The organism is Serratia sp. T13T92 (assembly GCF_047530105.1).
GTDB classification, from domain to species: Bacteria; Pseudomonadota; Gammaproteobacteria; order Enterobacterales; family Enterobacteriaceae; genus Chania; species Chania fonticola.
In genome coordinates, this window is the sequence record NZ_JBLJAK010000005.1 from 217,726 (window position 1) to 243,290 (window position 25,565).

Below are 25,565 nucleotides of genomic sequence, written 5' to 3' on the forward strand. Positions count from 1 at the left end.
TGTTGACGATCAATAGGCCCGCATGCGGGCCTATTGTTTTTCTTCACCATTAATGGGCGTTGCGCAGTGCCTTCACCTGCTCGGCGGTGATATCCGCCGGCAGCCCGCCCCAGGTGACACGCAGGTAATTCACCAGCTCGGCAATTTGCGCATCATCCAGACGATCGGCAAAGCCCGGCATGCTCTGCATACTTTCATTACCGGGGAATTGCTGGGCTGGTAGCCCATCCAGCACCGACACGATCAGGTTCTTGCCGTCCGGTTGGCGCAGCGTGGCATTATCACGCATCGCCACCGCCACATGCGGTATACCTGCACCATCACGCTCATGGCAGGCGGAGCACTGATCGAGATAGGTGATACGCCCGGCATCGCTGCCCTGCCCGATTTTAGCAGCCACCGGCTGCGGTGGCTTGTCGCCCATCAGGTAGGTCACCAACGCCCGATGATCTTCCGGCGTCAAATGACGAGTGCTGAGATCGACCACCATGTGCATTTCGCTAAACGCCGAGCCCTGCGGCGCTAACCCGGTGCTGAGGAAACGGCTCAGATCCTCTGGCGTCCAGCCGCGCTGTGCCAAAGCCTGTGGCGTGATATCCGGTGCAATAAAGCGCCCCAGATCGCCGCCCTGCATCGGCTTGTTCACTTCCATCTGCCCCAGCATGCCCCGTGGCGTATGACATTCGCCACAGTGCCCAAGCACGTCAGACAGGTAACGGCCACGCTGCCATTCGGCGGAGCTCCCCTGCGAGCTGGCCGGTAACGGATCGCTGTTGCGGAACAACAAATTCCAACCGATCAGCGCCATCCGCTGGTTGAACGGGAACGGCATATCGTTGGCTGGAATGGCTACGTCCACCGCCGGGCGCGACATCAGATAGGCATAAATAGCATCCGCATCCTCACGCGAAATGCCTTTGTAGGAGGTATAAGGCATCGCCGGGTACAGATGGCGACCACCCGGAGCAACTCCCTGCGTCAACGCCTGGAAGAAGTCATCCTTGGTCCAACGGCCAATTCCCTGATCGGCAGAAGGCGTCAGGTTGCTGCCATAAATGGTGCCGAACGGGGTATCCAGCGGATAGCCTCCCGCCAGCGGTGCTCCACCAGCTGCAGTATGGCAAGCAGCGCAGTCGGCAGCCTGCGTCAGGTAACGCCCACGGGCAATCTGTTCGTTGCTGGAGGTAACCTGCTGGACTGGGCCGTCGTAGCTGCGGTTTTCTCGCCACCACAGCACGGCGATGACAATCGCCGCAATCAGCACAATCAGCAATGCGAGACGTTTTTTCATTACGCCGTCTCCTTCAGCAGGCCAGGGGTTTTCAACACTACGTCACGCACCGCTTCGTAATAACGGACATAGCCGGTGCAACGGCAGATATGGTTTTCCAACGCCTGCTCAATCGCGCCTTCCAACTGATCGCGCGGAATTGGCTCGCGCTTGAGCTTCTCGACAAAGATGGTGGCCGCATTGACAAAGCCCGGCGTGCAATAGCCGCACTGGAAGCTGTAATGATCGAGGAACGACTGCTGGATCGGCGAGAGTTCAACCACTTCGCCCTGATTATCCACCTGCGCAACGCCTTCGATGGTGCGTACCTGTTTGCCATTGAAAAAGTGAGCGCCGGTGATACAGGTACGGATTTCTTCGCTGGTGCCGCTTGGATGGTCGAGGATCGCCACGCAGGCGTGGCAGATGCCCTGCCCGCAGCCGAGACGCGAGCCGGTCAGATCGAGATATTCATGCAGAAAATCGATCATCATCAGCCCTTCCGGTACCTCGACGGGGCCATATTGTTTGCCGTTAACGGTCAGGGTAATGGGTTGGGTTTTAATGCTCATGGTAACACCTCAAGAATATTTTCGGCACGGACGGGCAAATCACGGAAACGATGACCGGTGGCGTGGGCAATGGCGTTAACCAATGCGGCGACCACTGGGATCATGACGACTTCCGCCATCCCTTTCGGCGGATCGGTTTCCGACAGCGCAGGCAGGATGTCACCGGTCTGTTTCCAGACCGCCACATCGCTGGCGCGCGGCAAATGGTAACGGTTAAAGTTCCAGGTACCGTTACCTGGCCCATCTTCGTACAGCGGTAAATACTCATGCAGCGCATGGCCAATACCCATCGCCAAACCGCCCTGCAACTGGCCAGAAACCAGCTCAGGCACGATCAGGTTGCCACACTCCATAATCGAATGATGATTCAGCAGTTCAACCTTGCCGGTAGCGATATCTACCGCTATTTCCGTCAACGTACCCACGGCGCTGTAATAGGTCACAGCCGCGTTGTTACGCTGGGTTGGCGGGTAATAAACCTGCTCACGTGCCAGAGTGCTGAATTCACCGTTACCAATGCGGACCGACAAACCGTCTACAGGCAGGCGCTCGCTGTGATTATTCAGCTTGAAGTCTGCTTCCGCCCACTGCCAGCGGTTGAAGACGTGCACGACTGCGCCAGTCAGGTTGCCCATCTGATAGGCTTTCTTAGCCAACAGCTCAAACGGCAATATCTGCATACCGGCCGCCGTCAGGCCACCTTCGACCCAGCGAGCATCTTCTTTACGCACCACCAGCGGTGCCGCCTGGCCACCACCAATGCCAGACTGCCAGATAGACAGCGCGGCAGGCCACAGCCCTTGTTCAAACACCAACCGGGCCGCTTCACGCGTGCTGTGCGAGAAATAGTAAGCGGAGTTACTGGCGCTGGAAGGTGAACAGTAGCTTGGCGTCCAGTTCGGATTGGTTTGCAGCTTGTCCTGCTCATCCTGCGACATCGTGTAGGGATCGCCGCTGGTCACCATCGGTAACAGCGCCCAATCAGTCACCGAGAAATGAGCCTCATCCGCCGGTTTACCCAGCCATTGCGCACATAGCACCGACTGCGACGTTGACATGCCGGTGCCCATTTCGGCCCCGCTGTGAAACAGCGAGATACGCCCGTCCTCGCTGAACTCCACGCGAGCAAAAGAGGTTTCAGCCCCGGTGCCAAAGTCTTTCTGCACACAGCCAAAGCCTACGCCATAGCGTTTGCCGGGATTCTGGCTCTCAAACTCCACCTTGCGTTCGGCGCGTTTGCGCCACATCTCATGCTGTGAGGCTTTCACCAGCACTTCATCGGCGCGAATAGCCCCTGCCGGGATCGCCCCCTGGGTATTTTTCATGCCGGACTTGAGCACGTTGCGCAAACGAAACTCGATCGGGTCGAGCTTCAGCTCCTGTGCCAATTCGTCCATCATCATCTCGGTGGCGGCCATGCTTTGCAACGTGCCGTAACCGCGTGCGGAACCCGCATCGATGGCACGAGAGGCCAGCCCGACCGAGGAAAGATCGCTTTTCGGGAAGTAGTAAATCGACTGGGCCGCCGTAGCGCCAACCATCACCACCGATGGCGTAAAGTTACAGCGCCCACCACCGTCGGCGGTCATCGCCCCTTGGAAGGCCTGCAATACGCCGGTCTGCTTGTCTACCGCAATACGGTAATCCATATCGAAGGCATGGCGCTTGATCGAGGTCTGGAACTGCTCATAGCGGTCATTAGCCAGCCGCACCGGTAGCCCGTCACCGTACAACGCGGCAACCGCACCGTAATATGGGAAGTTATAGTGATCTTTCGAGCCATAGCCCACGGTGTAACAAGGGTGCAGGATCAGCTGTTTGACCGGCTGATGACGTTTGGCCAACATGCGTGGCATTTCGTCTGCCACCTCCTGCGGGGACTGGGTCGGGATCACCAGATGCAGGGTCTGGCTGGCGGTATCAAACCAGCCATTGGCGTTGTCCGGCTCCAGGGCCGAAGTATCAACGGATTGCGTGGTATAGCGGCGTGACATTACCAACCAGTCCTGCGGTGGGGTTTGCAGTTGGTCGGCAATCATCCCGGCGTAATACATGCCTTCCTGATCCAGCTTGCCGCCCTCACGCCCTTCCGGCCACACCGGCAGATGTCTGCGCATCGAAAGTGGGAAGATAGGAGTATCTTTCAGGCTGGAGAAGCGATCGTCATCGAATGGCTTTTCGCCCCCGACGCGCACGTAGCGGAAGCTGCCCCATGGATCGCGCTGTAACGGGCCGGTTTCAGTACCATACTGGATCACTTCGTCGTGGAATTTCAGCTTGTCTTTGGCAAAGCGGAAACGAGCAAAATCATGATAGATCAGGATTGCCACCGCATGGCCGAGATAGGCTGGGGTTTTCCCTGTGGGCAGCAGCATGTCATCGCCATAAAACGCCGGGAAGGCCAAACCATCACGCTCAAGATCTTCCGCCGTCACTATCCGATCCGGTTGCAGATCGTCACCCAGCAAGGAGAGATCGATACCGGTAAACAGACGATCGGCTTTGGTGGCGCGCAGAATAAAGGCATGAGCCTGCTGCTGCGGCCAGTGCGGCATATCAACGGCACGAATATCGCGGGCAAACACTTTCTGGCCCATGACCTTGGAGCGGCCATCGATACGGTAGCGAATGCGTTTAGTCTGCGCATCCCAGTTGGGCGATTGCAGGATCTTCTGCTCAAACAGCGCGGCATAAGCGCGGCTGTAAAGAGGCGCGAGGTAGACTGACACCCCCGCTATCACGGCACCCTTGATAAAACGGCGTCGTGACGGGTTGAAATTGCTCATAAAATATCCTTTACGTTCTTATCTACCCCCTAACATCTAGATGTAGGCATTAGCGCCTTAACCCGAAGGCTGGAGGTAAGTCGTTTTTTATCGGTTTTGTTGCGCAACCGCTAGTAACCTTGCCGAAGACGTTATAATCATAAGCTTATAACCAAAATTATGTGAGTATTAACATTTTGTTTTCATAAAATGAAACACTTGGAAACATGTAATGCATCTATAGTGTGGCTGATTTGCGCAAACGCGGGCAAAAGAGATGACGACAGGTATCGTGATTACCGCCGCCGGGCGGGGTGAGCGTTTTATTCAGGCCGGTGGCAGTGGCAACAAGCTTAACGCCCTATTACAGGGCAAGACGGTGTTCGAACATACGCTGCAACAGGCGCTAGCCTCCGGTTTACCGGTGCAGGTCGTCACCCGGCCAGAAAACCTGCCGGTGCAACAGGTTTGTGCCGCATATCAGGTTCCCTGCACCGTACTGGCCAGCGGTGGGCTGGGTGAATCTATTGCCGCTGGCGTTGCCGCAACCGAAAACTGGAACGGCTGGTTGATCCATTTAGCAGATATGCCTTTTGTCTCGCCGCAGATCTTTGTGCAGGTAGCAGCAGCGCTGAGCCAACACAACATCGTTCGCCCCAGTTTCCAGCACCAACCCGGCCATCCAGTGGGGTTCACCGCCATTTTGCGCAAACAACTGTGTGCATTGCATGGCGATAATGGTGCGCGAGAGCTGCTACGCAGTCACGGGGAGGTTTACCTACTCCATCTCGACCAACCGGGCATCGTGCAAGATATCGATCTCCCTTCCCAGCTAGTAGCGAATGAGTCCATTAATTAATGCAACACCTTGATATCACCGTAGTTGGCCAGGCAATCAACTGGCTGGAACAACAGCCGGTATGGCTGTGTACCGTATTGAACACTTATGGCTCATCACCACGTTCTCCTGGCGCGTTGATGGTGGCTACCCGCGACGGACACTATTGTGGATCGTTGTCCGGTGGCTGCGTGGAAGAGGACTTTTTACGCCGTCTGGCAGAGGGGGAATATCAAGCCGCCAGCCAGGTGATCCGCTACGGTGCTGGCGGGCTAACTCCCAGCGTGGCGCTGCCCTGTGGTGGCGTGCTGGACGTATTGATCGAGCATCTGCCCGCGGGCCCTGCCAGCATTAGCTACTTGCGCAATATCGCCGAGGCGTTGGCCGGCCATCATGCCCTGGTCAAACACCTGACCTTGCCCAATGCCTGTAGCGCGCTGGAAACCACCAGCTTTGCCAGCGCCACCCAGGTCGTGCGCAACCAACAGGAGATCCAGTTACACATCGCCGCCGCTCCTCGGTTGCTGATTGCCGGGCTTTCCAGCGTGGCGCTGTATTGCGCCGACTTTGCCAGCGCACTCGGCTTTGAAGTGCTGGTATGCGAAAGCCGTCCGGAAGCTCTGGAGAACTTCGCTACGCAGCTCAAACCGCATATCACCCTGCTGCGCCAGTTCCCGGCCAAATTCATTGAGGAAGGCGGTTGCCACGCCAACACCGCAATTGTGGCGCTGACCCACGATCCGCGCATGGATGACTTAACCCTGATGGAGGCGATCCACACCCCGGCATTTTACATCGGTGCGATGGGTTCCCAACGGAACAGCGATCGCCGCCGCCAACGGCTGCAACAGATCGCCGAATTCAGCCCACAGGAACTCGGCCGTATCCATGCGCCGATCGGCCTGCCGCTTGGCAGTAAAACCCCGGCGGAGATCGCTCTGGCCGTGATGGCCGATATCGTGCAGCAGAAGAACCAACACCGCCAACCCAGTTGAATACCTGACGCGATTCCTCCTGCTATGGCAAATCATTGTCCGGTCAAAAATGAAAGCGATTACACAAATTGACATCAAAAATCACCAACCCCATCTTAACCATTGTTTTAACATCTCATATTCATGATGTTAAATGACAAACCATAAACACTCTAAGTGTAACCGATTACACCAAATGTGATCGATAGCACGTTAAATCATCACCCAGACAAATAACATAGCCTACTAACGAATCACCTATCTGGTTAACTGAGGCCGTTATGAGTACATCATCAACAAGTAAAGGCAGATCGAATGCCCAAATGACCTTCTTTGTCTGTTTTCTGGCAGCACTGGCAGGCTTATTGTTTGGACTGGATATCGGCGTGATTGCCGGAGCATTACCTTTTATTGCTCATGAGTTCCAAATCACTTCCCAGCAACAAGAATGGGTGGTGAGCTCAATGATGTTCGGCGCAGCGGTTGGCGCTATCGGCAGTGGCTGGCTCTCTTACCGGCTGGGGCGCAAATACAGCCTGATGATTGGCGCCGTGCTGTTTGTCATTGGCTCGCTTTGCTCTGCTTTCGCCCCCAACAACGATGTGCTGCTGATTTCCCGCGTTCTGCTCGGCCTGGCAGTAGGTATCGCATCCTTCACTGCCCCATTGTACCTTTCTGAAATCGCGCCTGAGCGCATTCGCGGTAGCATGATTTCCATGTACCAGTTAATGATTACGATAGGGATCCTGGGGGCTTATCTGTCCGATACGGCTTTCAGCTACAGCGGTTCATGGCGCTGGATGCTGGGTATCATCACCCTTCCGGCTTTGTTGCTGTTCGTTGGCGTGTTCTTCCTGCCCCGCAGCCCTCGCTGGTTAGCGTCACGTGGCCGTGATGCAGAAGCCAGGAAAGTGCTGGAAATGCTGCGAGATACGACTGAACAGGCGAAAGCCGAACTGGATGAGATCCGTGAAAGCCTGAAAATAAAGCAAAGCGGTTGGGCACTGTTCAAAGACAACAAGAATTTCCGTCGTGCGGTCTATCTTGGCGTATTGCTTCAGGTCATGCAGCAGTTCACCGGCATGAATGTCATCATGTATTACGCGCCGAAAATTTTCGATCTGGCCGGTTTTGCCAGTACAGCGCAACAAATGTGGGGAACGGTGATCGTCGGGTTAGTGAACGTGTTGGCAACCTTTATTGCTATCGGCCTAGTGGATCGTTGGGGCCGTAAACCTACGCTGAAGCTGGGCTTCCTGGTGATGGCCATCGGCATGGGGACATTGGGTACCATGATGAATATCGGCATGGATACGCCTGCGGCTCAATACTTCGCGATACTGATGTTGCTGATGTTTATTGTCGGTTTTGCCATGAGTGCCGGCCCGCTGATTTGGGTATTGTGTTCAGAGATCCAACCGCTTAAAGGCCGTGATTTCGGTATCACCTGCTCAACGACGGTAAACTGGATCGCCAACATGATCGTGGGGGCCACCTTCCTGACTATGCTCAACACCCTGGGCAGCGCGCATACCTTCTGGATCTATGCCGGGCTGAACCTGGTATTTATCTTCATTACCATTGCTCTGATACCTGAAACCAAAAATATCTCTCTGGAACATATCGAGCGAAATTTGATGGCTGGGAAACCGCTACGGGAGATTGGTTCACACTGATCGAGGTCTTTGATTACCGCCCATTTCGGGCGGTATTTACATCCGCAATGGCAATCAGGAGCGCGGACTGGTTTTCTCTGCGAAGGCTTTGTCTGGCACTATCGGGATTAGATACTCATATTCCAGGTACAGCTCTTCGTCGCCATCGAGCGAGTAGCTATGCTGCGCGATATCGTACCCTTCCCGGCGTACCAGATTAAACTGCGGCAGAAGTTTGGTATAAACGCTGGCGATATACTCGTGAAGGGCCACTGGCTTGCCAGCATAGCGAAAGCGGCAATAACCGCCGCTGATTTCCGGTAGTTCCAGCAACGATTTACCTTTGGCGATGGTTTTATCTACCGCCACAAAATAGTCGACCTTCACCCGCTCACCATCGGGCGTAAAATTGGTTAGCGCATAAAGTTTGTCTGGATTTAATTTAAACTCATCACAAAAACGATCCTTTATTCCATCACGAATTGTCGCGTGGGATTCGCCCAACTGTTCAATATCGATGTGATAAGAATAATACTGACCGACCAGCGAGTAGCTGTCTGGTTTAACCTCAACATAGTCAATAGAGATATCGCTGGGTTGATTCAGCGACAGCGATTGCACCAGATGGCTGAAGTCACAATTCTGGGCCTTACGGTAGGCGCTAGGTGTGACAGAGAAATGTTTTTTGAAACAGCGTGAGAATGTCTGTTGGGAATCGAACTGATACTCCAACGAAATATCCAGAATGCTTTTCTGCGTAAAGCGTAATGAGAAGGCCGCCAGATAGAGGCGACGGGCACGGATATAAGCAGCAAGGGGCAGGTTGGTCTGCTGGCGGAACATGCGCTGCAGATACCATTTGGAGTAGCCGGATTTCTCGCAAACAATATCCAGGGATAGTGGATTGCGTAGGTTATTTTCTATCCAGACCAGTAATTCTTTGATATGTGTTTCCTGCGTCACCATTACTTTTCCTAGCCAAAATTGTCCACGGCAATGGTATACAGATTTATTTAGAGCGTCCAAAGCGACGACACTATTTTACAAAGGCTGACGAATTCATCACAAACATCGCAGCTTGTTACTCAAAGTACAAGCCGCCCACCGGGGGCGGCTATCAATCAGATTACTTCACACAGCGCGTACATTGAGATTCCTGGATCTTCTGGAAGAAATCATTACCTTTGTCATCTACCAGAATAAAGGCCGGGAAATCTTCCACTTCGATTTTCCAGATCGCTTCCATACCCAGTTCAGGATATTCCACGCACTCAAGGCTCTTGATGCTCTGCTGTGCCAGCACCGCCGCCGGGCCACCAATGCTGCCAAGATAGAATCCGCCGTGCTTGTGGCAGGCATCCGTCACCTGCTGGCTGCGGTTACCTTTGGCCAGCATGATCATGCTGCCGCCGTGTGACTGCAACAGATCGACATAGGAGTCCATGCGCCCTGCCGTAGTTGGCCCCAGAGAACCTGAAGCATAGCCTTCTGGCGTTTTGGCCGGGCCCGCGTAGTAGATCGGGTGATCTTTCACGTACTGCGGTAAACCTTCGCCACGATCCAGGCGCTCTTTCAGCTTGGCGTGGGCAATATCACGCCCAACGATGATGGTGCCGCTCAGGGAAAGGCGGGTAGACACCGGATACTGTGACAGCTGCTTGAGGATATCAGCCATTGGGCGGTTCAGATCCACCTTGATCGCTTCCCCTTCACCCGCGCGGCGCAGTTCCTGTGGAATAAATTTACCTGGGTTATGCTCCAGTTTCTCCAGCCAGATCCCCTCACGGTTGATCTTGCCTTTGATATTCCGGTCGGCGGAGCAGGAAACCCCCATCCCCACCGGGCAAGAAGCGCCGTGGCGTGGCAAACGCACTACGCGCACGTCGTGGGCAAAGTATTTGCCGCCAAACTGTGCACCCAGGCCCAAATTCTGGGCTTCTTTCAGCAGTTCCTCTTCCAGCGCCACATCGCGGAACGCCTGACCGTGTTCGTTGCCTTCGGTTGGCAGCGCATCATAGTATTTGGTTGAAGCCAGCTTCACGGTCTTCAGCGTGGCTTCCGCCGAAGTGCCGCCAATCACAAAGGCCACGTGATACGGTGGGCAGGCCGCGGTGCCCAGAGTACGCATCTTGTCGACCAGATAGTCTTTCAACTTACCTGGGGACAGCAGCGCCTTGGTTTCCTGATACAGGTAGGTTTTGTTGGCCGAACCACCGCCCTTGGCGATGCACAGGAATTTATACTCGTCACCATCCACGCTGTAGAGATCGATCTGCGCAGGCAGGTTGCTGCCGGTATTGACCTCCTGGTACATATCCAGCGCGGCGTTTTGCGAATAGCGCAGGTTGTCTTCGATAAAGGTGTTGTACACCCCACGCGACAGGGCTTCTTCGTCCCCGCCACCGGTCCAGACGCGCTGGCCCTTTTTACCCATGATGATCGCCGTGCCGGTATCCTGGCAGGTTGGCAAAATACCCTTGGCGGCGATTTCTGAGTTACGCAAAAATTGCAGCGCAACGTACTTGTCGTTCTCACTGGCATCGGGGTCGTTAAGGATATCCGCCACCTGCTGCTGGTGCGCAGGGCGCAGCATGAACGAGGCGTCGTGGAAAGCGTGCTGGGCGAGCAGGGTCAGGGCTTGCGGGTCAACCTTGAGGACTTCCTGGCCGGCAAATTCGCCGACGGAAACATGGTCACGGCTTAGCAGATAGTATTCGGTATCGTCTTTCTTCAGCGGGAACGGATCTTGATAATGGAACGGTTTATTCGACATTGATCTCTCACTTGCAACATCAGCTGCGTTAAATTCACACTTACCCAGCGTGCTCGGGGCGCGCTGCGTCAAAAAAACTCCCCACACCTTACGTATTTTTAGGTAGTCAGTTATTGCGCCAAATCGCAAAATAACCTCTATTAACGTAAGGACTTAACGCTGGCGATGTTTTTCTGACCTCATCCGGTGAGAACTGCGGGTACAGACTCATCATGCACGGATTATTATCCCGCAGTTAACACAATGATTACAATCTGTGTGAGTCGATCGGCTTATCATTGTGGGAAAATAGCGTTGCGACAATTGCCTTGCTGCCTCATGTCCACACCAAGCCGTTTTCATCAATGACCTGGTATATGGCTATTTTTTCTTCCCCGGTAGAGTCGCCTTGAGCTCCTCTACCGAGATCCCTCCTGCCACACTCCCCGGCACTGGCATCCGCAAAATATGATTTTTGATCTTGCCAATCACATGCATCTCACATGGCTTGCAGTCAAACTTCAACGTCAACACCTCACCCTGATGTACCAACTGCATCGGCGATGCCCTCCCCTTCACACCCTGCACACCCTTGGCCTGTTTAGGGCAGAGGTTGAAGGCGAAGCGCAGGCAGTGCTTGGTGATCATTACCGGTACATCCCCTTTTTCTTCGTGCGCCTCGAAGGCGGCATCAATCAATGTGACACCATAACGCTGGTAGAACTTACGCGCCTTCTGGTTGTAAACATTGGCAAGAAACGTCAGGTGCGTATCCGGATAAACCGGCGGCGGGACGGAAACCGGTTTGCGGTCGCCGCGTTCGTTTACCGCCAGGCGTGCGGCGTCCAGCGCTTCCACCGCATCGCGGCGCAGTTGGTTGACCTGGCTGTTGGGTATGAAGCAAACCATCGGCAGATCAATATGAACGTCACGCGGGTAATAAAGGCTTTGCCCCAGTTTGCTCAGTCCGTCACGCAGTGTAACAAGTGCTTTCTCCGGCTGGTTGGCGGCGCCGAATTCGCCCTGCAGCGTATGGCTGACGCTGATGCCCTCTTCGCTGATCAGGGTTAGCGTCACCCCTTCGCTGCTTTGTGTCAGTAGAACATCGACAGCGATACGGCGTTCCGATGAGGTTTTTAGCAGCGCCTGTTGCCAGTTGTGATCGAGGTTACGATTAAGTGGATGACTTGGGCGCAGCTTATCCAGACCTGCCGGCATTTCGTTAGGCCAAACCCGGTAGCGCCCTTCAGCAATTTTATCCGCCTTATTAGCACGGAAGCCGACGATATCGCGCTTGATCAGCACGTTAAGTCCATCACCGTTGGTCAGCGATTCTTTCACTTCTACGTCCAGATGATCTTTACCCACCTTTAGCACCTCTCCTATAGGCAGGCCAATGAACTTGGGTGAGTCAAAGGCACCAATATCCATCTGGCGTTGGTTAACGAAGTAATCGGTACTGCCACGGTGGAAGGTTTTATCCGGCGACGGAATAAAAAAGTGTTCCGTGCGGCCTGACGATGCCGGCGTCAGATCGGAACGATCGTTGAGAATGGCATCCAGGTGCTGACGATAGTACGCAGTGATGTTTTTCACATAGCTCATATCCTTATAACGCCCTTCAATCTTGAATGAGCGAACACCGGCGTCGATCAACGCCGTCAGGTTGCGGCTTTGATCGTTGTCTTTCATCGACAGCAGATGCTTTTCATACGCAACTACCCGCCCCTGCTCATCTTTCAGGGTGTAAGGAAGCCGGCACGCCTGCGAACAGTCGCCACGGTTGGCACTGCGTCCGGTCTGGGCGTGGGAAATGTTACACTGGCCGGAGAAGGCCACGCACAACGCGCCATGGATGAAAAACTCGACGGCGGCGTCAACGTTGTCACTGATAGCTTTTATCTGAGTGAGATTCAGCTCACGTGCCAACACCAATTGGGAAAAACCGGCATCGGACAGGAAACGAGCCTTCTCTACGCTACGGATGTCGGTCTGGGTACTGGCATGCAGCTCAAAGGGTGGAATATCCAGCTCCAGGATCCCCATATCTTGCACGATAAGCGCATCGACTCCGGTGTCATACAGTTGATGGATCAAGCGGCGTGCTGGCTCCAGCTCGTTATCATGCAAAATGGTGTTGAGGGCGATGAACACTTTGGCCCGGTAGCGGCGGGCAAATTCAACCAGTCCGGCGATATCGCTCAGGCTGTTGCCAGCATTATGGCGGGCACCGAAACCTGGGCCACCGATATAGATCGCATCGGCCCCGTGCAAAATAGCTTCACGGGCGATACCTGCATCGCGGGCGGGGCTGAGTAATTCAATCTGGTTCGGTAAAAGCATGGTTATCGCCGTTAGGGTAAGGGGGAAAATCGCTGCTATTGTAGACACAAGCCTCGTACATACAAGCCTTGCGTGACAGTTAAGAGCCCATAGACTTTTCCTTACTGCCCCGTTGCCAGCCGCCGCATCATTGCTTAAGCTAGCGCCACTATGAACAGAGTAAGAATCCCCATTGCGCTGCAACAGGCGGTAATGCGCTGCCTGCGAGACAAGTTGCAGCTGGCGCGGCAGCATTTTGCCGTCGAGTTCCCAGAGCCCAAGATCCTGTATCAGCAACGCGGCACCAGCGCGGGCACCGCCTGGCTGCAAGCCTGGGAAATCCGCCTCAACCCGGTGCTGCTGATGGAAAACCAACAGCCGTTTATCGACGAAGTGGTCCCCCATGAGTTGGCTCATCTGCTGGTCTTCCGCCAGTTTGGCCGCGTGCCGCCGCATGGCCGGGAATGGCGCTGGATGATGGAAAACGTATTGCAGGTTCCCGCCAGCCGTACCCACCAGTTTGAGACCCGCTCGGTACAAAGCAAAACCTTCCCTTACCGCTGCGATTGCCAGCAACATCAGCTGACCCTGCGCCGCCATAATCGGGTGATGCGCGGCGAGAGCGAATACCGCTGCCGCCAGTGTGGTGAAAAGCTGACATTTTCCGGTTAGTCAAAGCCGTTAACAATCATATTTATAAGTTAAAACAATCCATTATCTCTATTTGCACCTGTCGGTGACTTCCGTTACCCTGCCTGCCTTTCCAATTTTGAGCTGTTTTGGAATATGCATCGCAAAATTTTATTTTTAGTCGTATTGACGGCCTCCAGCGGCACGCTAGCCAAGGGGATTAATAACTTTACCCAGGCCAAGGCTGCTGCCGCCAAAATCAACCAGGACGCCCCAGGCAGCTTTTATTGTGGCTGCAAGATCGACTGGCAAGGTAAGAAAGGTATTCCCGATCTCGGTAGCTGTGGCTATCAGGTGCGTAAAAATGCCCAACGCGCCGAGCGTATCGAGTGGGAACATGTGGTTCCGGCCTGGCAGTTCGGCCATCAGTTACAGTGCTGGCAGCAGGGTGGGCGTAAAAACTGCAACAAGGATCCGGTTTATCGCCAGATAGAGATCGACTTGCACAACCTGCAACCTGCCATCGGTGAAGTCAACGGTGACCGCAATAACTTTATGTACAGCCAGTGGCGGGGTGGCGAAGGGCAATACGGACAGTGCCAGATGAAGGTAGACTTCAAGAACAAGCAGGCCGAGCCACCGGCCCGTGCGCGAGGCGCCATCGCCCGCACCTACTTCTACATGCGCGATCGCTACCAGTTACCGCTTTCACGCCAGCAAACCCAGCTGTTTGAAGCCTGGAACCGCCAGTATCCGGTCAACACTTGGGAATGCCGACGTGAAGCACACATCGCCATGGTACAAGGGAATCACAACCCTTATATTCAACAGGCTTGTCAGCAGCGAAAAGGCTGACCTACTATAGTGCTTTCGCGCTGCCATCGGCAGCGCCGTATCATTGAGCCAGGATCTGACAATCATTATGCGTAAACCCCGCATTTACCATCCAGAGCCCTTGAGCGCCAGTGCAGAAATTGCATTGAGCGAGGATGCGGCCAATCATGTCGGCCGCGTGCTGCGGATGAGCGCCGGGCAGGCACTGCAACTGTTCGATGGCAGCAACCAGGTGTTTGAAGCAGAAATCACCCGGGTGGATAAAAAGAACGTGCTGGTTCAGATCAATGCCGGGCAACTGGAAGATCGCGAATCACCGCTCAACTTACATCTTGGCCAGGTGATCTCACGTGGCGAAAAGATGGAGTTCACCATCCAGAAATCCATCGAGTTGGGGGTGAACGTGATCACTCCGCTATTTTCCGAGCGCTGCGGCGTTAAACTCGACGGCGAGCGCCTGGAGAAAAAGCTCCAGCAGTGGCAAAAAATCGCCATCGCGGCCTGCGAGCAATGCGGCCGCAACCGCATTCCGGAGATCCGCCCAGCGATGACTCTGGAACACTGGTGCGCCGAGCAGGACGATAGCCTCAAGCTGAACCTGCACCCACGCGCCAGCCAAAGTATCAATACCCTGCCGCTGCCGGTAGTGAGTGTACGTCTGCTCATTGGGCCGGAGGGCGGATTATCCGCCGAAGAAATTGCCATGACCACAGACTATGGATTTACTGATATCCTGCTGGGGCCACGCGTTTTGCGTACAGAAACCACCGCGCTCACCGCAATTACCGCTTTGCAGGTCCGTTTCGGCGACCTGGGCTAAGGACCTGTCTTCACAGGTTCGTAAGGAGAAGAGATGATCAAGCTCGGCATCGTGATGGACCCTATCGCATCCATCAATATCAAAAAAGACACCAGCTTTGCCATGCTGCTCGAAGCGCAGCGCCGCGGCTGGGAACTGCATTATATGGAGATGAACGATCTCTATCTGCATGCCGGTGATGGCCGTGCCCGCACGCGCCTGCTGAACGTGAAAGAAGATAAAGAGAGCTGGTTCAGCTTTGGCAGCGAGCAGGATTTGGCGTTGCAGGATCTGGACGTGATCCTGATGCGCAAAGATCCGCCGTTCGACACTGAATACATCTATGCAACCTACATCCTGGAACGAGCCGAAGTGAAAGGCACGCTTGTGGTCAACAAGCCACAGAGCCTGCGTGACTGTAACGAAAAGCTGTTCACCGCCTGGTTCCCGGAGCTGACGCCAGACACCTTGGTCAGCCGCAGCGCTGCCCATATTCGCAAATTCCACCAGCAGCACGGTGACATCATCCTCAAGCCGCTGGACGGCATGGGCGGAGCTTCAATCTTCCGCGTGAAGCAGGACGATCCCAACCTGTCGGTGATTATCGAAACCCTGACCGAACACGGCAGCCGTTTCTGCATGGCGCAAAACTTCCTGCCAGCCATCAAGGATGGGGACAAACGAATCCTGGTGGTGGATGGCGAGCCAGTGCCATACTGCCTGGCGCGTATCCCTGCCCAAGGCGAAACCCGTGGTAACCTGGCCGCCGGTGGCCGTGGTGAAGCGCGCCCGCTGAGCGAAAGCGACTGGAAAATTGCCCGCGCAGTTGCCCCAACGCTAAAAGAGAAAGGGCTGATCTTTGTTGGCCTGGACGTGATCGGCGATCGCCTTACCGAGATCAACGTCACCAGCCCAACCTGTGCCCGTGAGATCGAAGCTGCATTCCCGGTTTCCGTCACCGGCATGCTGATGGACGCCATTGAAAAACGTCTGGCCGCGAAGTAGGCCGACGACGCGCCCTCTCTCATTGGGAGAGGGCATGCATTTTACTTCCGAATTGAATTAACGCCATGAATTTACAGCACCATTTCCTGATTGCCATGCCCGCAATGCAAGATCCGCGCTTCAAACGTTCGGTGATATACGTTTGCGAACATAATGACGACGGAGCCATGGGATTAGTGATCAACAAGCCCGTGGAACATTTCACCGTGGAGACGGTGCTGGATAAACTCGACATCAAGCCTTCACCGCGCGATCCGGCGATCAGCCTGGATAAGCCAGTGTTCGCCGGCGGCCCGCTGGCTGACGATCGCGGCTTTATTCTGCATACCCCACGCAAAGGCTTTGGTTCCAGCATTCAAATCTCACCGGCCACCATGATCACCACCTCAAAAGACGTGCTGGAAACGCTTGGCACGCCAGATCAACCCGCTGACGTGCTGGTGGCGCTTGGCTATGCGGGCTGGGAAAAGGGCCAGTTGGAACAAGAGCTACTGGAGAATGCCTGGCTGACCACCGAGGCTGACACCGACATTCTGTTCCACACGCCGATCGCCAACCGCTGGCGCGAAGCAGCCAACCGCCTTGGCATCGATATTCGCAGCATTGCCAGCCACGCAGGACACGCCTGATGACTAACCGCACCATTATCGCCTTCGACTTCGGGACCAAAAGCATCGGCGCAGCGATCGGCCAGGAAATTACTGGCACCGCTCGAGCTCTGGCAGCCTTTAAAGCCCAGGACGGTGTACCTGACTGGCAGAAGATCGAGCGCCTGCTGAAAGAATGGCAGCCAGACCTGGTTGTGGTTGGCTTACCGTTGAATATGGATGGCACCGAACAGCCGCTGACCGAACGAGCGCGTAAATTTGCCAACCGACTGCATGGCCGCTTTGGCGTGCAGATTGCCCTGCATGATGAGCGCCTGAGCACCGTTGAAGCACGGGCCAATCTGTTTGACCATGGGGGATTCCGCGCATTGGATAAAGGCAGCGTCGATTCTGCCTCCGCCGTGGTTATTCTGGAGAGCTGGTTTGAGCAGCATCCGGGCTGATTTTCCGTACCGGAGCAAAGCGGCTGAACATGATCGCACCGGCGGTAGGCACCACTTCCTGATCGGATTCAGGCAATTCAAGCGTATCCGGTAGTTCAAGGCTGTCCAGCGTCAGACTGTTGATACGGTACGGCGTCAGATTGCCTATCAGCGCATAGCCCCGCCAGTCGGTGGTGACGCCATATTGATTATCGATGCCAATCCCCGGCGTCCCCGGCACGCTGACGATGGCCACGGTTTCGCCTAACGTCTGCCCCAGCGTGAGCCCTTCCTGATGCGCCATCAGGCTGCCAGCAAGCTCCAGATTCTGCTGGCGATAGCCTGCCCCTTGCGAATGGCCTACCCGCAGGTCACCTGCGTTATATTGATAATTGGCGCTCAGATCCTGGCTGCTGCCATTGCGTTGGCTCTGACTGGTGCTGGCGTTGTAGCTCAGGCTATAGTCGTCAAGCAGCGTACCGCTGACGCCTATCCGCCGGCTGTCGGTCCGATCGTTAGCCAACGTATGATCATAGTTCAGCTTCATACGTGGTGCGCCGAGCGCGTTCAACGGCAGCGAGACAGAAAGCCCCAACTGCGCCTGTTCTTTGCCATACGAGGGGCGGTTATATTCCGCATACAGCGCAACGTCTACCTTACCCAGGCTGGCGCTGAAACCCATCTCGACGCTGGTTTCGCCTCTTTGATTACCCCGAGTGGCCTCTCGAGCCAACGTCAGGTAAAGGCTGTCTGAATCGGACAGATACTGGTTATAGCGCGCTTCCAGGCGATACTTTTTTTCCTCGTCAAAGTCACCGACAAAAATGCCGTCTTCCCAGTCCCACCAATAGGTGCTCTGCTGATCTATCGCCGTGCCAAACGTACGATAGCGCTGCCGCGGATAATATTGCGCCATCAGGCTGAGGGAAGACTCCCAGGCCGGGAAAGCCTTGGCGTAACGCATACGCGCCATGCCGCCGGTGTCCGGCGCTGAACGCCTTGGCTGACGGGCAGACGAAAACGTGTAATCCGCCGAGATCGCTCCCCACTGATTAAGGCTCTTACCAATCCCGACCGCCGCACTGCGATAAATATCCGCCCCCTGGAAACCACCGTACAGCGTGACCTTTCCCGGTAGCCCATAGCTGACCGAGGCCTGGGCAAAGCCTGGCTGTTCCTCTTCCATGCCGTAATAAGGTTGGTATTTACCCACCGAGGCGTCATAGCGCCACTGACCGGCATAAACCAGGTTGGGCATGGAGGAGTAGGGGATTTTTCGTTCGGTTTCGGTACTGTCGCTTTCGCGTATTGTGACGGTAAGATCCCCTTCGAGCGCGGGCGGATAGACGTCTTTCAACACGAATGCTCCCGGGGAAACAAACGTCTGATAGATGATTTCACCGTTCTGGCGCACCCTCACCTCCGCATTACTGCGTGCGAAGCCGCGTACCCAAGGTGAAAACTGCCGCAGGCCATCCGGCAGCATTCGGCTATCCGATACCAGGCTGATGCCACGGAATCGGACGTTGTCGAACAAAACTGACGGCGTCACGCTGTCGCCCAAGGTCAGCGTGGCGCGCCAGGCTTTGATATCCCGATAGGCTAGCGCCCTTTCGGTGTGCCAGGTCGGATTACCCCAGATCTCTTTCTGATAGACGGGCTGATAACGCAGCCGCCAAGGGCCCACGTTTACCCCGGTGGTGATATCGGCATACAGGCTTTCGTGCCGTTGCGTATCGCGATAGTTTTCGCCCGCATAATGGCCGTAATTGAACTGATAGTTAACAAATGCCGCATTGATGCCGTCATCCCAGCGGCCTGCCAGCTTGCTGTCACCCAGCATGCCAGCCGGGATATCTACCGTCAGCAATTGTGCTATCGGCTCATAGAAAACCCCAATTTTTCGGGCACTCAATACGTCGGGCAGAATACAGCCTTCAGGGGTCGTTTCCATCACTATCGCGGCATCACGTATCCCCCACTCACGTAGCAATGGGGCATTAATACACGGCTGCCCATCCAGCCCCAGGTTAACGGCCACCTCGCCCTTAAAGTTATCGTTAATAATGAGATAGACGTTATTTGTTTCAGCCCTGGCACCGTTAACCAACAGGCCTAACGACATAATGGCAATATGAAAAGTGGGTTTCATTCTTTCCCTGAGTGCAAACCACAATATTTATCCGACACAAAAAGAGGCGCATCTGCGCCCCTTAATTACCAAATCATGACTGCTTATTTCTGTGCAGCGGCCAGTTCAGCCCGAGCCTGCTTCAGCTCTTGTTTGATTTCTTTTACGTCAGCCTGCTTTTCTTGCAGTTTTTTCTGGTACTTGGCCACTTTCTTGGCGTCACCTTTAGCCTGAGCTTCGCGCAGGTCGGCTTTAATTTCCTGGACGTCTTGCTGCTTGTCAGCCAGTTTCTGTTCCAGCTTGGTGACTTTCTTCTGCGCGTCCTGCAGCACGCTGCCGTTGGTGCAATGGGCATTAACTTCGCTCAGAGCACGCTTCAGACCCGCTACGCGGTTGTAGTTACCGTACTTCTCAGCCTGCTGGATCTGATATTCGATCGCAGCACGCTTGGCGTTACAGTCGTAAGCCGCATTAGCCATGGTAGAGAAGCTCGCGCCCAGAACCAGAACCAGTGGCAGAATCGCTAATTTAGTGGTGTTTTTCATCATTTAATCCTTAAACGTTATTACACATGAGGAGCCCAAAAGCCCCCCTTCCTGTGCAACAAAGAATAAAATGATCGCCCTTACCTTAATATCTACAGAAGCCTTAATCACCCTGTAGGAAGGGACTATTCTTCTGTAGTCCGTTGTAGCTTCCTTAAGGTGCTGAGCAGCCGCTGTGCTTCCCCCAGCACCGCCGTTGCGGTTGCCTGAACGGGGTTGTCATGCAATGACTGACAAGCTTGATTCAGTCTTTCAGCATTCACCAACCGGGCCGCGCCGGCCAGTTTATGGGCCAACGCCCGTATGCTTATCAGGTCCATGGGTTGTTGCTTCATGTCCATGGCAAGTTGCGCGCAGTCTTCCTGTAAACAATCCAGCAGGGTTTGTATGAACTCCCGCAATACCTTTGGCTGGCGCAATTCCACTGGCAAATCTTCCACGATAAACGCGGGTTCCTCTTCACCGTGCCCCGCATCAGTCAGTGGCAGCGTAGACAATTTCGCTTTTAATATGCTCAGGTTAACCGGCTTGAACAGGCAGTCATCCATTCCCGCCTGCAGACATGCCTCCCGTGCACTTTCTTGCGCATTAGCCGTCAGCCCCCAGATCACCGTAGGAACGGACTGCTGTTCATGCTCGAGGTGCCTGATTTGGCGGCTCAGGCTGTAACCATCACGTTCAGGCATCTGGCAGTCGGTAATAATCAGGTTGAAGCTCTCTTGCTCCAGCAACTGCAGCGCCTGCTCCCCATCCCCCACCGCACTGGGCTGATGGCCTAGAAACTGTAACTGTTGGGTCAACAACATTCTGCCCGCAGGATGATCTTCAACGATCAGTACCCGCAGTTGGGATGATGCCACCGGGGCTGGTTCCTCCAGAGGTGTTTGAGGGGGAAATTTCAGCAATCTCGGCACCGAAAGCAGCACGGTGACCTCGCTGCCAATACCCACCTCACTGTTCAATGCGATGGTCCCCCCCATCATCTCCACCAGCTTGCGGCAAATATACAGCCCAAGCCCTGTCCCGCCAGCCTCTCCATTACCCTGAGTAAAGGGTTGGAAAAGACGCGCTTGAGTAACAGCATCAATCCCCTTGCCAGTATCAGAAACACGTAGCCGCAGATCCGCTCGTTCTTCGCTAATCTGATCAACCACGACGCTGAGCGTGACCTGCCCTTGCTCGGTAAACTTGATGGCATTACTCACCAGATTGGATAGCACCTGCTTGAAACGCATGGGATCAACTAACACATCGCCGGTGATCTCCGCGTCAATATCCAACCTGAACGCTAACCCTTTTTGGCGTGCCACACCGTCAAATAACATCGCTACGGCTTCAATCAAACGACGGATATCTGCACGCTGTGGATGCAGGATCAGACGGTCCGCCTCAATGCGTGAGATATCAAGAATGTCACCAATCAAGGCCAGCAGAGAATGAGCGGACTCATGAGCAACGCTCAGCAGTTCTCGATCTAAAGTTTCCTCCCGTTGCGGGCGGTTCAGCAACAGTTCCAACATGCCGATAATGGCATTGAGCGGGGTACGGATCTCATGGCTCATGGTGGCCAGGAAGGTGGTTTTAGCCCGGTTGGCACTGTCTGCGCGCTCTTTCGCCTGCTGTAACTGCGCAATCAGGCGATCGCGTTCGGTCACGTCGAACCACCCGCCGATTTTTCCTTCTGCACGCTGATCTTCAGTAATCAGCAATTGGCCCCACTGCTGCAAAGTATGCGACTGGCCTCCCAACTGCATAACAGATAAAACCTGTTCCTGCTCACCGCCCCGGCCAATATCCAGCGTAACAGGCAGTTGCAGTGGGTAATTGTCCAGTGAGCTACCGATCACCTTCTCTGCAGGAACATTGATGGCATTAAAAAACGGCGTGTTCGCCATCACTATCTGGTCTTTCAGATTGGTGATGTAAATCGGCAAGGGCACGCTATCGATGATCGCCTGGCAACGCTGCACCAGGTGGCGATTACTGCGCAACCGGCTGATAACCAAGACGATCACCAGCATTGCCAGCAGCAGAACGATCGGTAACCACGCAGTGGAATAACAGTGGGCAAGCAATTCTCCATCACCCGGGGTCCCTTCAAGCAGATAGGTGTTGTTATACCAATTGCTGGTCATCGCATGGATATCCTCTGGGGGGATATTCAGCAATGCCTTGTCGAGGATGGTTGCCAAGGGATATTCATTACCAGAGACACCAATCACAAAACGCGCCGGTTCAATATCCAGAGCACTCAGAATACTAAGCCCCGATGTGGGTTCCCGAGCCAGGAAGTAATCGGCGCTAATCATCGGCAATACGAGTGCTTCAGCCTTCCCCGCTTTTAGCGCCTCAATACCAGCTTGGGGTGAAGGCACGGTAATGATCCGGCTCTCGGGATACTGTTCCCGCAAGATAACTTGCAGAGGGTGCCCTGCGACCAGGGCAATCAACTGCGGAGGATCATGGCTAATCTGCTCCTGGATCCCCAGCAATACCCAAGAGTTGAATAAATAAGAACGAGTGGTCAGCAACCCGTTAGGCCAGATTGCATCTAGCGTCACGCCTGCGACAATGTCAGCCCTGCCGGTTTTCACCGCATCCAGGGAGTCTTGCAGTGATTGCGCGCGGATAATGTCGAATTTTAGCCCTATACGGCTAGAGATAGCCTCCATGACATCCGCCGTCAAACCACGGAACTCCCCCTGAACGTCGAAAAAGCCCAGAGGGGCAAAATCGCCATTCACGGCCAAGCGCACCCTGGGATGCTCTTCCACCCACTTTCTTTCCAGTGAGGTCAGCAGCAGGTGTTCATCACTTTGTGACATGGGGATCCCGCCATTCCAGCGGCTTTGGATCTCTGCTTGAGTGCTTTCCGGAATTCTCGCTAAAACAGCGTTCAATATTCGCTGTAAACGCACGTTCCCGCTGGCCATACCAAAGGAGAAACCTTTGATATCCTGCTGCGGCAGTAGCTGCAAACGCAGATTGTTCAGGTTGCCCTGATTGATTAAATAGCGAGCTACCGTGGCATCACCAATAAAAGCGTCCAGCTTCTTGAACGACAACGCCTCCAGCGCCCGGCGCGGTATGTCAAAAACCTGATAATCCGCCGGGAAGCGTGCTACCAAGCTCTGATTACCGCTGTATAGGCGCTCGATAGCAATGCGCTTGGGGGGATTATGTTGCAGCAGGCTGTCGGTGCGCACCACCAATGCCGGTGAGGCAGAGACATAAGGTGTAGAAAGCAGCATGTCGGGATCGGCTACGTTTTTTGCAGCGACATTGCCGATCAGATCGACTTCTCCCTTATCCAGACTCCGCCGCAGGGCTGAGGCATCTTCGTAGTAACGCACCTTTATCTGTACGTTAAGGTTATAGCCGACGATCCCGAGGTAATCAGCATTGATACCGCCATAATCCCGGGTGCCACTGATGATATCAAAAGGAGAATAATTGGGTGCCGCAATGCCGAAAACCAGCACACGTTTACGGCGCAACCATTGCCAATCATCACTGGTTAACTCGGGCTCGGATAATTGAACCTGGCTACGGCTAAGCAAATTAGTTTCACGAAATGCTGGAACTTCCCCAGCGGAAACACCGCAGCAAAAAAACAAAAGTATCAAAAGAAATTTATTCATCGTCAGGTCGTTCACTCTGATGGTGAAAAAAAGCCACCAAATCTTCTGTACTACTAACTTTTAGTTTTTCCATCAGACGTGTCTTATAAGTGCTGATAGTTTTATTGCTCAAAATCAGACGATCGGCTATTTCCTTATTGCTAAGACCCTCTGACAAATACCGTAACACGGTCAATTCACGATTGGAAAGATTCGTAAGATTATTCTCACTCTTTTGCGGTGAGTTTAGCAAAGGCATCAGAGTAATCTGTGGAAAACAGGCATAGCCTTGCAGCACCAGTTGGCACAATGGTGCCAATTGACTGATATCCTGATCCTTGTTGAAAAACCCGCTAGCTCCGGCACGCAACGCTCTTTCTGCATAGCTCCCCGTGGGCAGGCTGGTATAGACCACCACTTTAATAGCGCTGTCCACCTGGCGAATATGCTGCAGGATCTGCAGCCCATCCATTTTGTTCAGCATGATATCAAGGATCACCAGCTGCGGCGTATTTTCCCTTATTCGCGCCATGGCATCCAGACCGTTAGTTGCGGTCTGGATCGAGTCATTACCTAATGAAGATAAAATTGCTTTCACAGCGAAACAAATTGCGGGGTGATCGTCAACAATCAGCCAAGAACCCATAAGAATATCCTTATCCTAATACTAGTCCTAAAAATAACAGCCCATAGATAGTTGCTTATACTGCAACACAATTCGCTCTTGAATTACCAATATATTTCGCTCTCGCACGCAACCTCTGCGCTATTGATTGCAATTAAATATAAGGTATAAGGGGAAAATAGCTAATCGATTGTGGCATTATAATATTCCCTGCGCAACACGCTGTTGCAACCCTTGTTCAAAAGTTTGCATGCCTGACTGCGCACCGGTTTGCAATACGCTGACCAACTGATGGGTTTTACCTTCGCGGATCATGCTGCTCACCGCCGCCGTGGCCGTGAGGATCTCGTAAATGGCCACACGCCCTCCCCCGGGCTTGCTCAGCAGCTTTTGCGCGATCACCGCCTGCAGGCTACTGGCCAACTGAGCCCGAACATAGGCTTTCTCTTCCGCAGGGAATACATCCACCAGCCGTTCCACCGCCTGTGGCGCGCTGCGGGTATGCAAAGTAGCCAGAACTAAATGGCCGGTTTCTGCCGCAGTCAACGCCAGCCGAACGGTGGTGGTATCACGTAGCTCCCCCAGCAGGATCACGTCTGGATCTTCACGCAGTGCGGCCCGCAGCGCATCGTCAAAACTGTGGGTATCCCGCCCTAACTCCCGCTGCTGGATTAGGGAACGCTGGCTACGGTGGATAAACTCGATCGGATCTTCCAGCGTGAGGATATGGCGGCGCTGATGCCGATTAATAAAGTCGATCATCGCCGCCAAGGTGGTCGACTTGCCGCTGCCGGTAGCGCCAGTGACGAGTATCAAGCCATCTTCACGCTGCAGCAGCGCCGGAATAATTTCCGGGGTAGTCAGTTCGGCCAACGTTGGGCACTGGCTGGCTATCCTGCGTAGCGCCACAGAGACCCCGGCGTTCTGCAAAAAGAAATTGGCACGCAGCCGGGTGCCATCAGCCAGGGCTAGCGCCAGATCGAGCTGCCCCACCTGCTGGAGTTGCTGCCACATTGTCTGCGACAACTGCGTTTGGCACCATGCCGCCATCTGTTGTTGAGTGAGGATTTCCCCACTTTCCACGGCCTGGAGTTCCCCATCGATACGTAACATTGGCAGATGGCCGGTACATAGGTGCAGATCGGAGGCATTATGCTTTACACTAAGGGCCACAAATTCATCGATATCCATATCAATC

General features: G+C 54.4%; 20 protein-coding genes. 9 read left to right on the top strand and 11 right to left on the bottom strand.

Annotation, left to right across the window (positions count from 1 at the left end; genetic code table 11):
* Window positions 1–49 precede the first annotated feature (49 nt).
* The 3 genes from ACMV5I_RS08315 to ACMV5I_RS08325 are packed head-to-tail and all read right to left on the bottom strand — an operon-like array spanning window position 50 to window position 4,628.
* The gene (locus tag ACMV5I_RS08315; RefSeq protein WP_414824110.1) at window positions 50–1,291 is read right to left on the bottom strand and encodes a c-type cytochrome; all 1,242 of its coding nucleotides are present in this window, start codon (window positions 1,289–1,291) and stop codon (window positions 50–52) included.
* Window positions 1,291–1,842, bottom strand: coding sequence for a (2Fe-2S)-binding protein (locus tag ACMV5I_RS08320; protein WP_260513559.1), 552 nt, complete (start codon window positions 1,840–1,842; stop codon window positions 1,291–1,293). Before ACMV5I_RS08320 ends, ACMV5I_RS08315 begins: the two co-directional genes overlap by 1 nt.
* On the bottom strand, window positions 1,839–4,628 hold the full coding sequence (locus ACMV5I_RS08325; protein ID WP_261288073.1) for a xanthine dehydrogenase family protein molybdopterin-binding subunit: 2,790 nt from the start codon (window positions 4,626–4,628) through the stop codon (window positions 1,839–1,841). The genes ACMV5I_RS08320 and ACMV5I_RS08325 overlap by 4 nt, the downstream gene beginning before the upstream one ends.
* Before the next feature lie 256 nt (window positions 4,629–4,884).
* Between ACMV5I_RS08325 and ACMV5I_RS08330 the strand changes: the two genes are divergently transcribed.
* From ACMV5I_RS08330 to ACMV5I_RS08340, 3 genes are all read left to right on the top strand, one after another.
* Window positions 4,885–5,466 (top strand): nucleotidyltransferase family protein, encoded by a 582-nt coding sequence (locus tag ACMV5I_RS08330; RefSeq protein WP_308871258.1) that lies wholly within the window; start codon window positions 4,885–4,887, stop codon window positions 5,464–5,466.
* On the top strand, window positions 5,466–6,440 hold the full coding sequence (locus tag ACMV5I_RS08335) for an XdhC family protein (protein WP_202672132.1): 975 nt from the start codon (window positions 5,466–5,468) through the stop codon (window positions 6,438–6,440). The genes ACMV5I_RS08330 and ACMV5I_RS08335 overlap by 1 nt, the downstream gene beginning before the upstream one ends.
* A 260-nt stretch (window positions 6,441–6,700) precedes the next feature.
* Window positions 6,701–8,095 carry a sugar porter family MFS transporter gene (locus ACMV5I_RS08340; RefSeq protein WP_202672131.1) on the top strand — a complete coding sequence of 465 codons (1,395 nt, stop codon included), beginning with the start codon at window positions 6,701–6,703 and terminating at the stop codon, window positions 8,093–8,095.
* A 54-nt stretch (window positions 8,096–8,149) separates the two neighbouring features.
* Here ACMV5I_RS08340 and ACMV5I_RS08345 read toward each other — a convergent pair whose 3' ends face one another.
* The 3 genes from ACMV5I_RS08345 to ACMV5I_RS08355 form a co-directional block, all read right to left on the bottom strand.
* On the bottom strand, window positions 8,150–9,040 hold the full coding sequence (locus ACMV5I_RS08345; RefSeq protein WP_024484030.1) for a helix-turn-helix domain-containing protein: 891 nt from the start codon (window positions 9,038–9,040) through the stop codon (window positions 8,150–8,152).
* Window positions 9,041–9,200: 160 nt separating this feature from the next.
* Complete coding sequence (gene fumA, locus ACMV5I_RS08350) at window positions 9,201–10,847, bottom strand: class I fumarate hydratase FumA (RefSeq protein WP_024484031.1); 1,647 nt, start codon at window positions 10,845–10,847, stop codon at window positions 9,201–9,203.
* A 360-nt stretch (window positions 10,848–11,207) separates the two neighbouring features.
* Window positions 11,208–13,169, bottom strand: a complete 1,962-nt coding sequence (locus tag ACMV5I_RS08355) for a peptidase U32 family protein (RefSeq protein WP_414824111.1) — start codon at window positions 13,167–13,169, stop codon at window positions 11,208–11,210.
* A 150-nt stretch (window positions 13,170–13,319) separates the two neighbouring features.
* Here ACMV5I_RS08355 and ACMV5I_RS08360 point away from each other — a divergent pair, with 150 nt between their 5' ends.
* From ACMV5I_RS08360 to ruvX, 6 genes are all read left to right on the top strand, one after another.
* Window positions 13,320–13,820 (top strand): SprT family zinc-dependent metalloprotease, encoded by a 501-nt coding sequence (locus tag ACMV5I_RS08360; protein WP_021806282.1) that lies wholly within the window; start codon window positions 13,320–13,322, stop codon window positions 13,818–13,820.
* 114 nt (window positions 13,821–13,934) lie between these two features.
* Window positions 13,935–14,633 (top strand): deoxyribonuclease I, encoded by a 699-nt coding sequence (gene endA / locus ACMV5I_RS08365; protein ID WP_024484033.1) that lies wholly within the window; start codon window positions 13,935–13,937, stop codon window positions 14,631–14,633.
* A gap of 67 nt (window positions 14,634–14,700) precedes the next feature.
* A complete protein-coding gene (gene rsmE / locus ACMV5I_RS08370) occupies window positions 14,701–15,432 on the top strand; it encodes a 16S rRNA (uracil(1498)-N(3))-methyltransferase (RefSeq protein ID WP_024528354.1) in 732 nt (243 codons plus the stop codon).
* Between the two features lie 33 nt (window positions 15,433–15,465).
* The gene (gene gshB, locus ACMV5I_RS08375) at window positions 15,466–16,416 is read left to right on the top strand and encodes a glutathione synthase (RefSeq protein ID WP_024484034.1); all 951 of its coding nucleotides are present in this window, start codon (window positions 15,466–15,468) and stop codon (window positions 16,414–16,416) included.
* Window positions 16,417–16,481: 65 nt separating this feature from the next.
* Window positions 16,482–17,045, top strand: a complete 564-nt coding sequence (locus tag ACMV5I_RS08380) for a YqgE/AlgH family protein (protein WP_024484035.1) — start codon at window positions 16,482–16,484, stop codon at window positions 17,043–17,045.
* Window positions 17,045–17,467, top strand: coding sequence for a Holliday junction resolvase RuvX (gene ruvX / locus ACMV5I_RS08385; protein WP_021179674.1), 423 nt, complete (start codon window positions 17,045–17,047; stop codon window positions 17,465–17,467). Before ACMV5I_RS08380 ends, ruvX begins: the two co-directional genes overlap by 1 nt.
* Here ruvX and ACMV5I_RS08390 read toward each other — a convergent pair.
* The 5 genes from ACMV5I_RS08390 to ACMV5I_RS08410 all read right to left on the bottom strand — a co-directional run bounded on the left by ACMV5I_RS08390 (window position 17,430) and on the right by ACMV5I_RS08410 (window position 25,558).
* A complete protein-coding gene (locus ACMV5I_RS08390) occupies window positions 17,430–19,598 on the bottom strand; it encodes a fimbria/pilus outer membrane usher protein (RefSeq protein WP_414824112.1) in 2,169 nt (722 codons plus the stop codon). The genes ruvX and ACMV5I_RS08390 overlap by 38 nt on opposite strands.
* Window positions 19,599–19,681: 83 nt before the next feature.
* Window positions 19,682–20,125 (bottom strand): DUF1090 domain-containing protein, encoded by a 444-nt coding sequence (locus tag ACMV5I_RS08395; protein WP_021806288.1) that lies wholly within the window; start codon window positions 20,123–20,125, stop codon window positions 19,682–19,684.
* Window positions 20,126–20,247: 122 nt separating this feature from the next.
* Window positions 20,248–23,619, bottom strand: coding sequence for an ATP-binding protein (locus tag ACMV5I_RS08400; RefSeq protein WP_414824113.1), 3,372 nt, complete (start codon window positions 23,617–23,619; stop codon window positions 20,248–20,250).
* Window positions 23,620–23,755: 136 nt separating this feature from the next.
* Window positions 23,756–24,388 (bottom strand): response regulator transcription factor, encoded by a 633-nt coding sequence (locus ACMV5I_RS08405; protein ID WP_141132947.1) that lies wholly within the window; start codon window positions 24,386–24,388, stop codon window positions 23,756–23,758.
* A gap of 177 nt (window positions 24,389–24,565) precedes the next feature.
* On the bottom strand, window positions 24,566–25,558 hold the full coding sequence (locus tag ACMV5I_RS08410; RefSeq protein WP_021806291.1) for a type IV pilus twitching motility protein PilT: 993 nt from the start codon (window positions 25,556–25,558) through the stop codon (window positions 24,566–24,568).
* Between the last annotated feature and the right edge of the window lie 7 nt (window positions 25,559–25,565).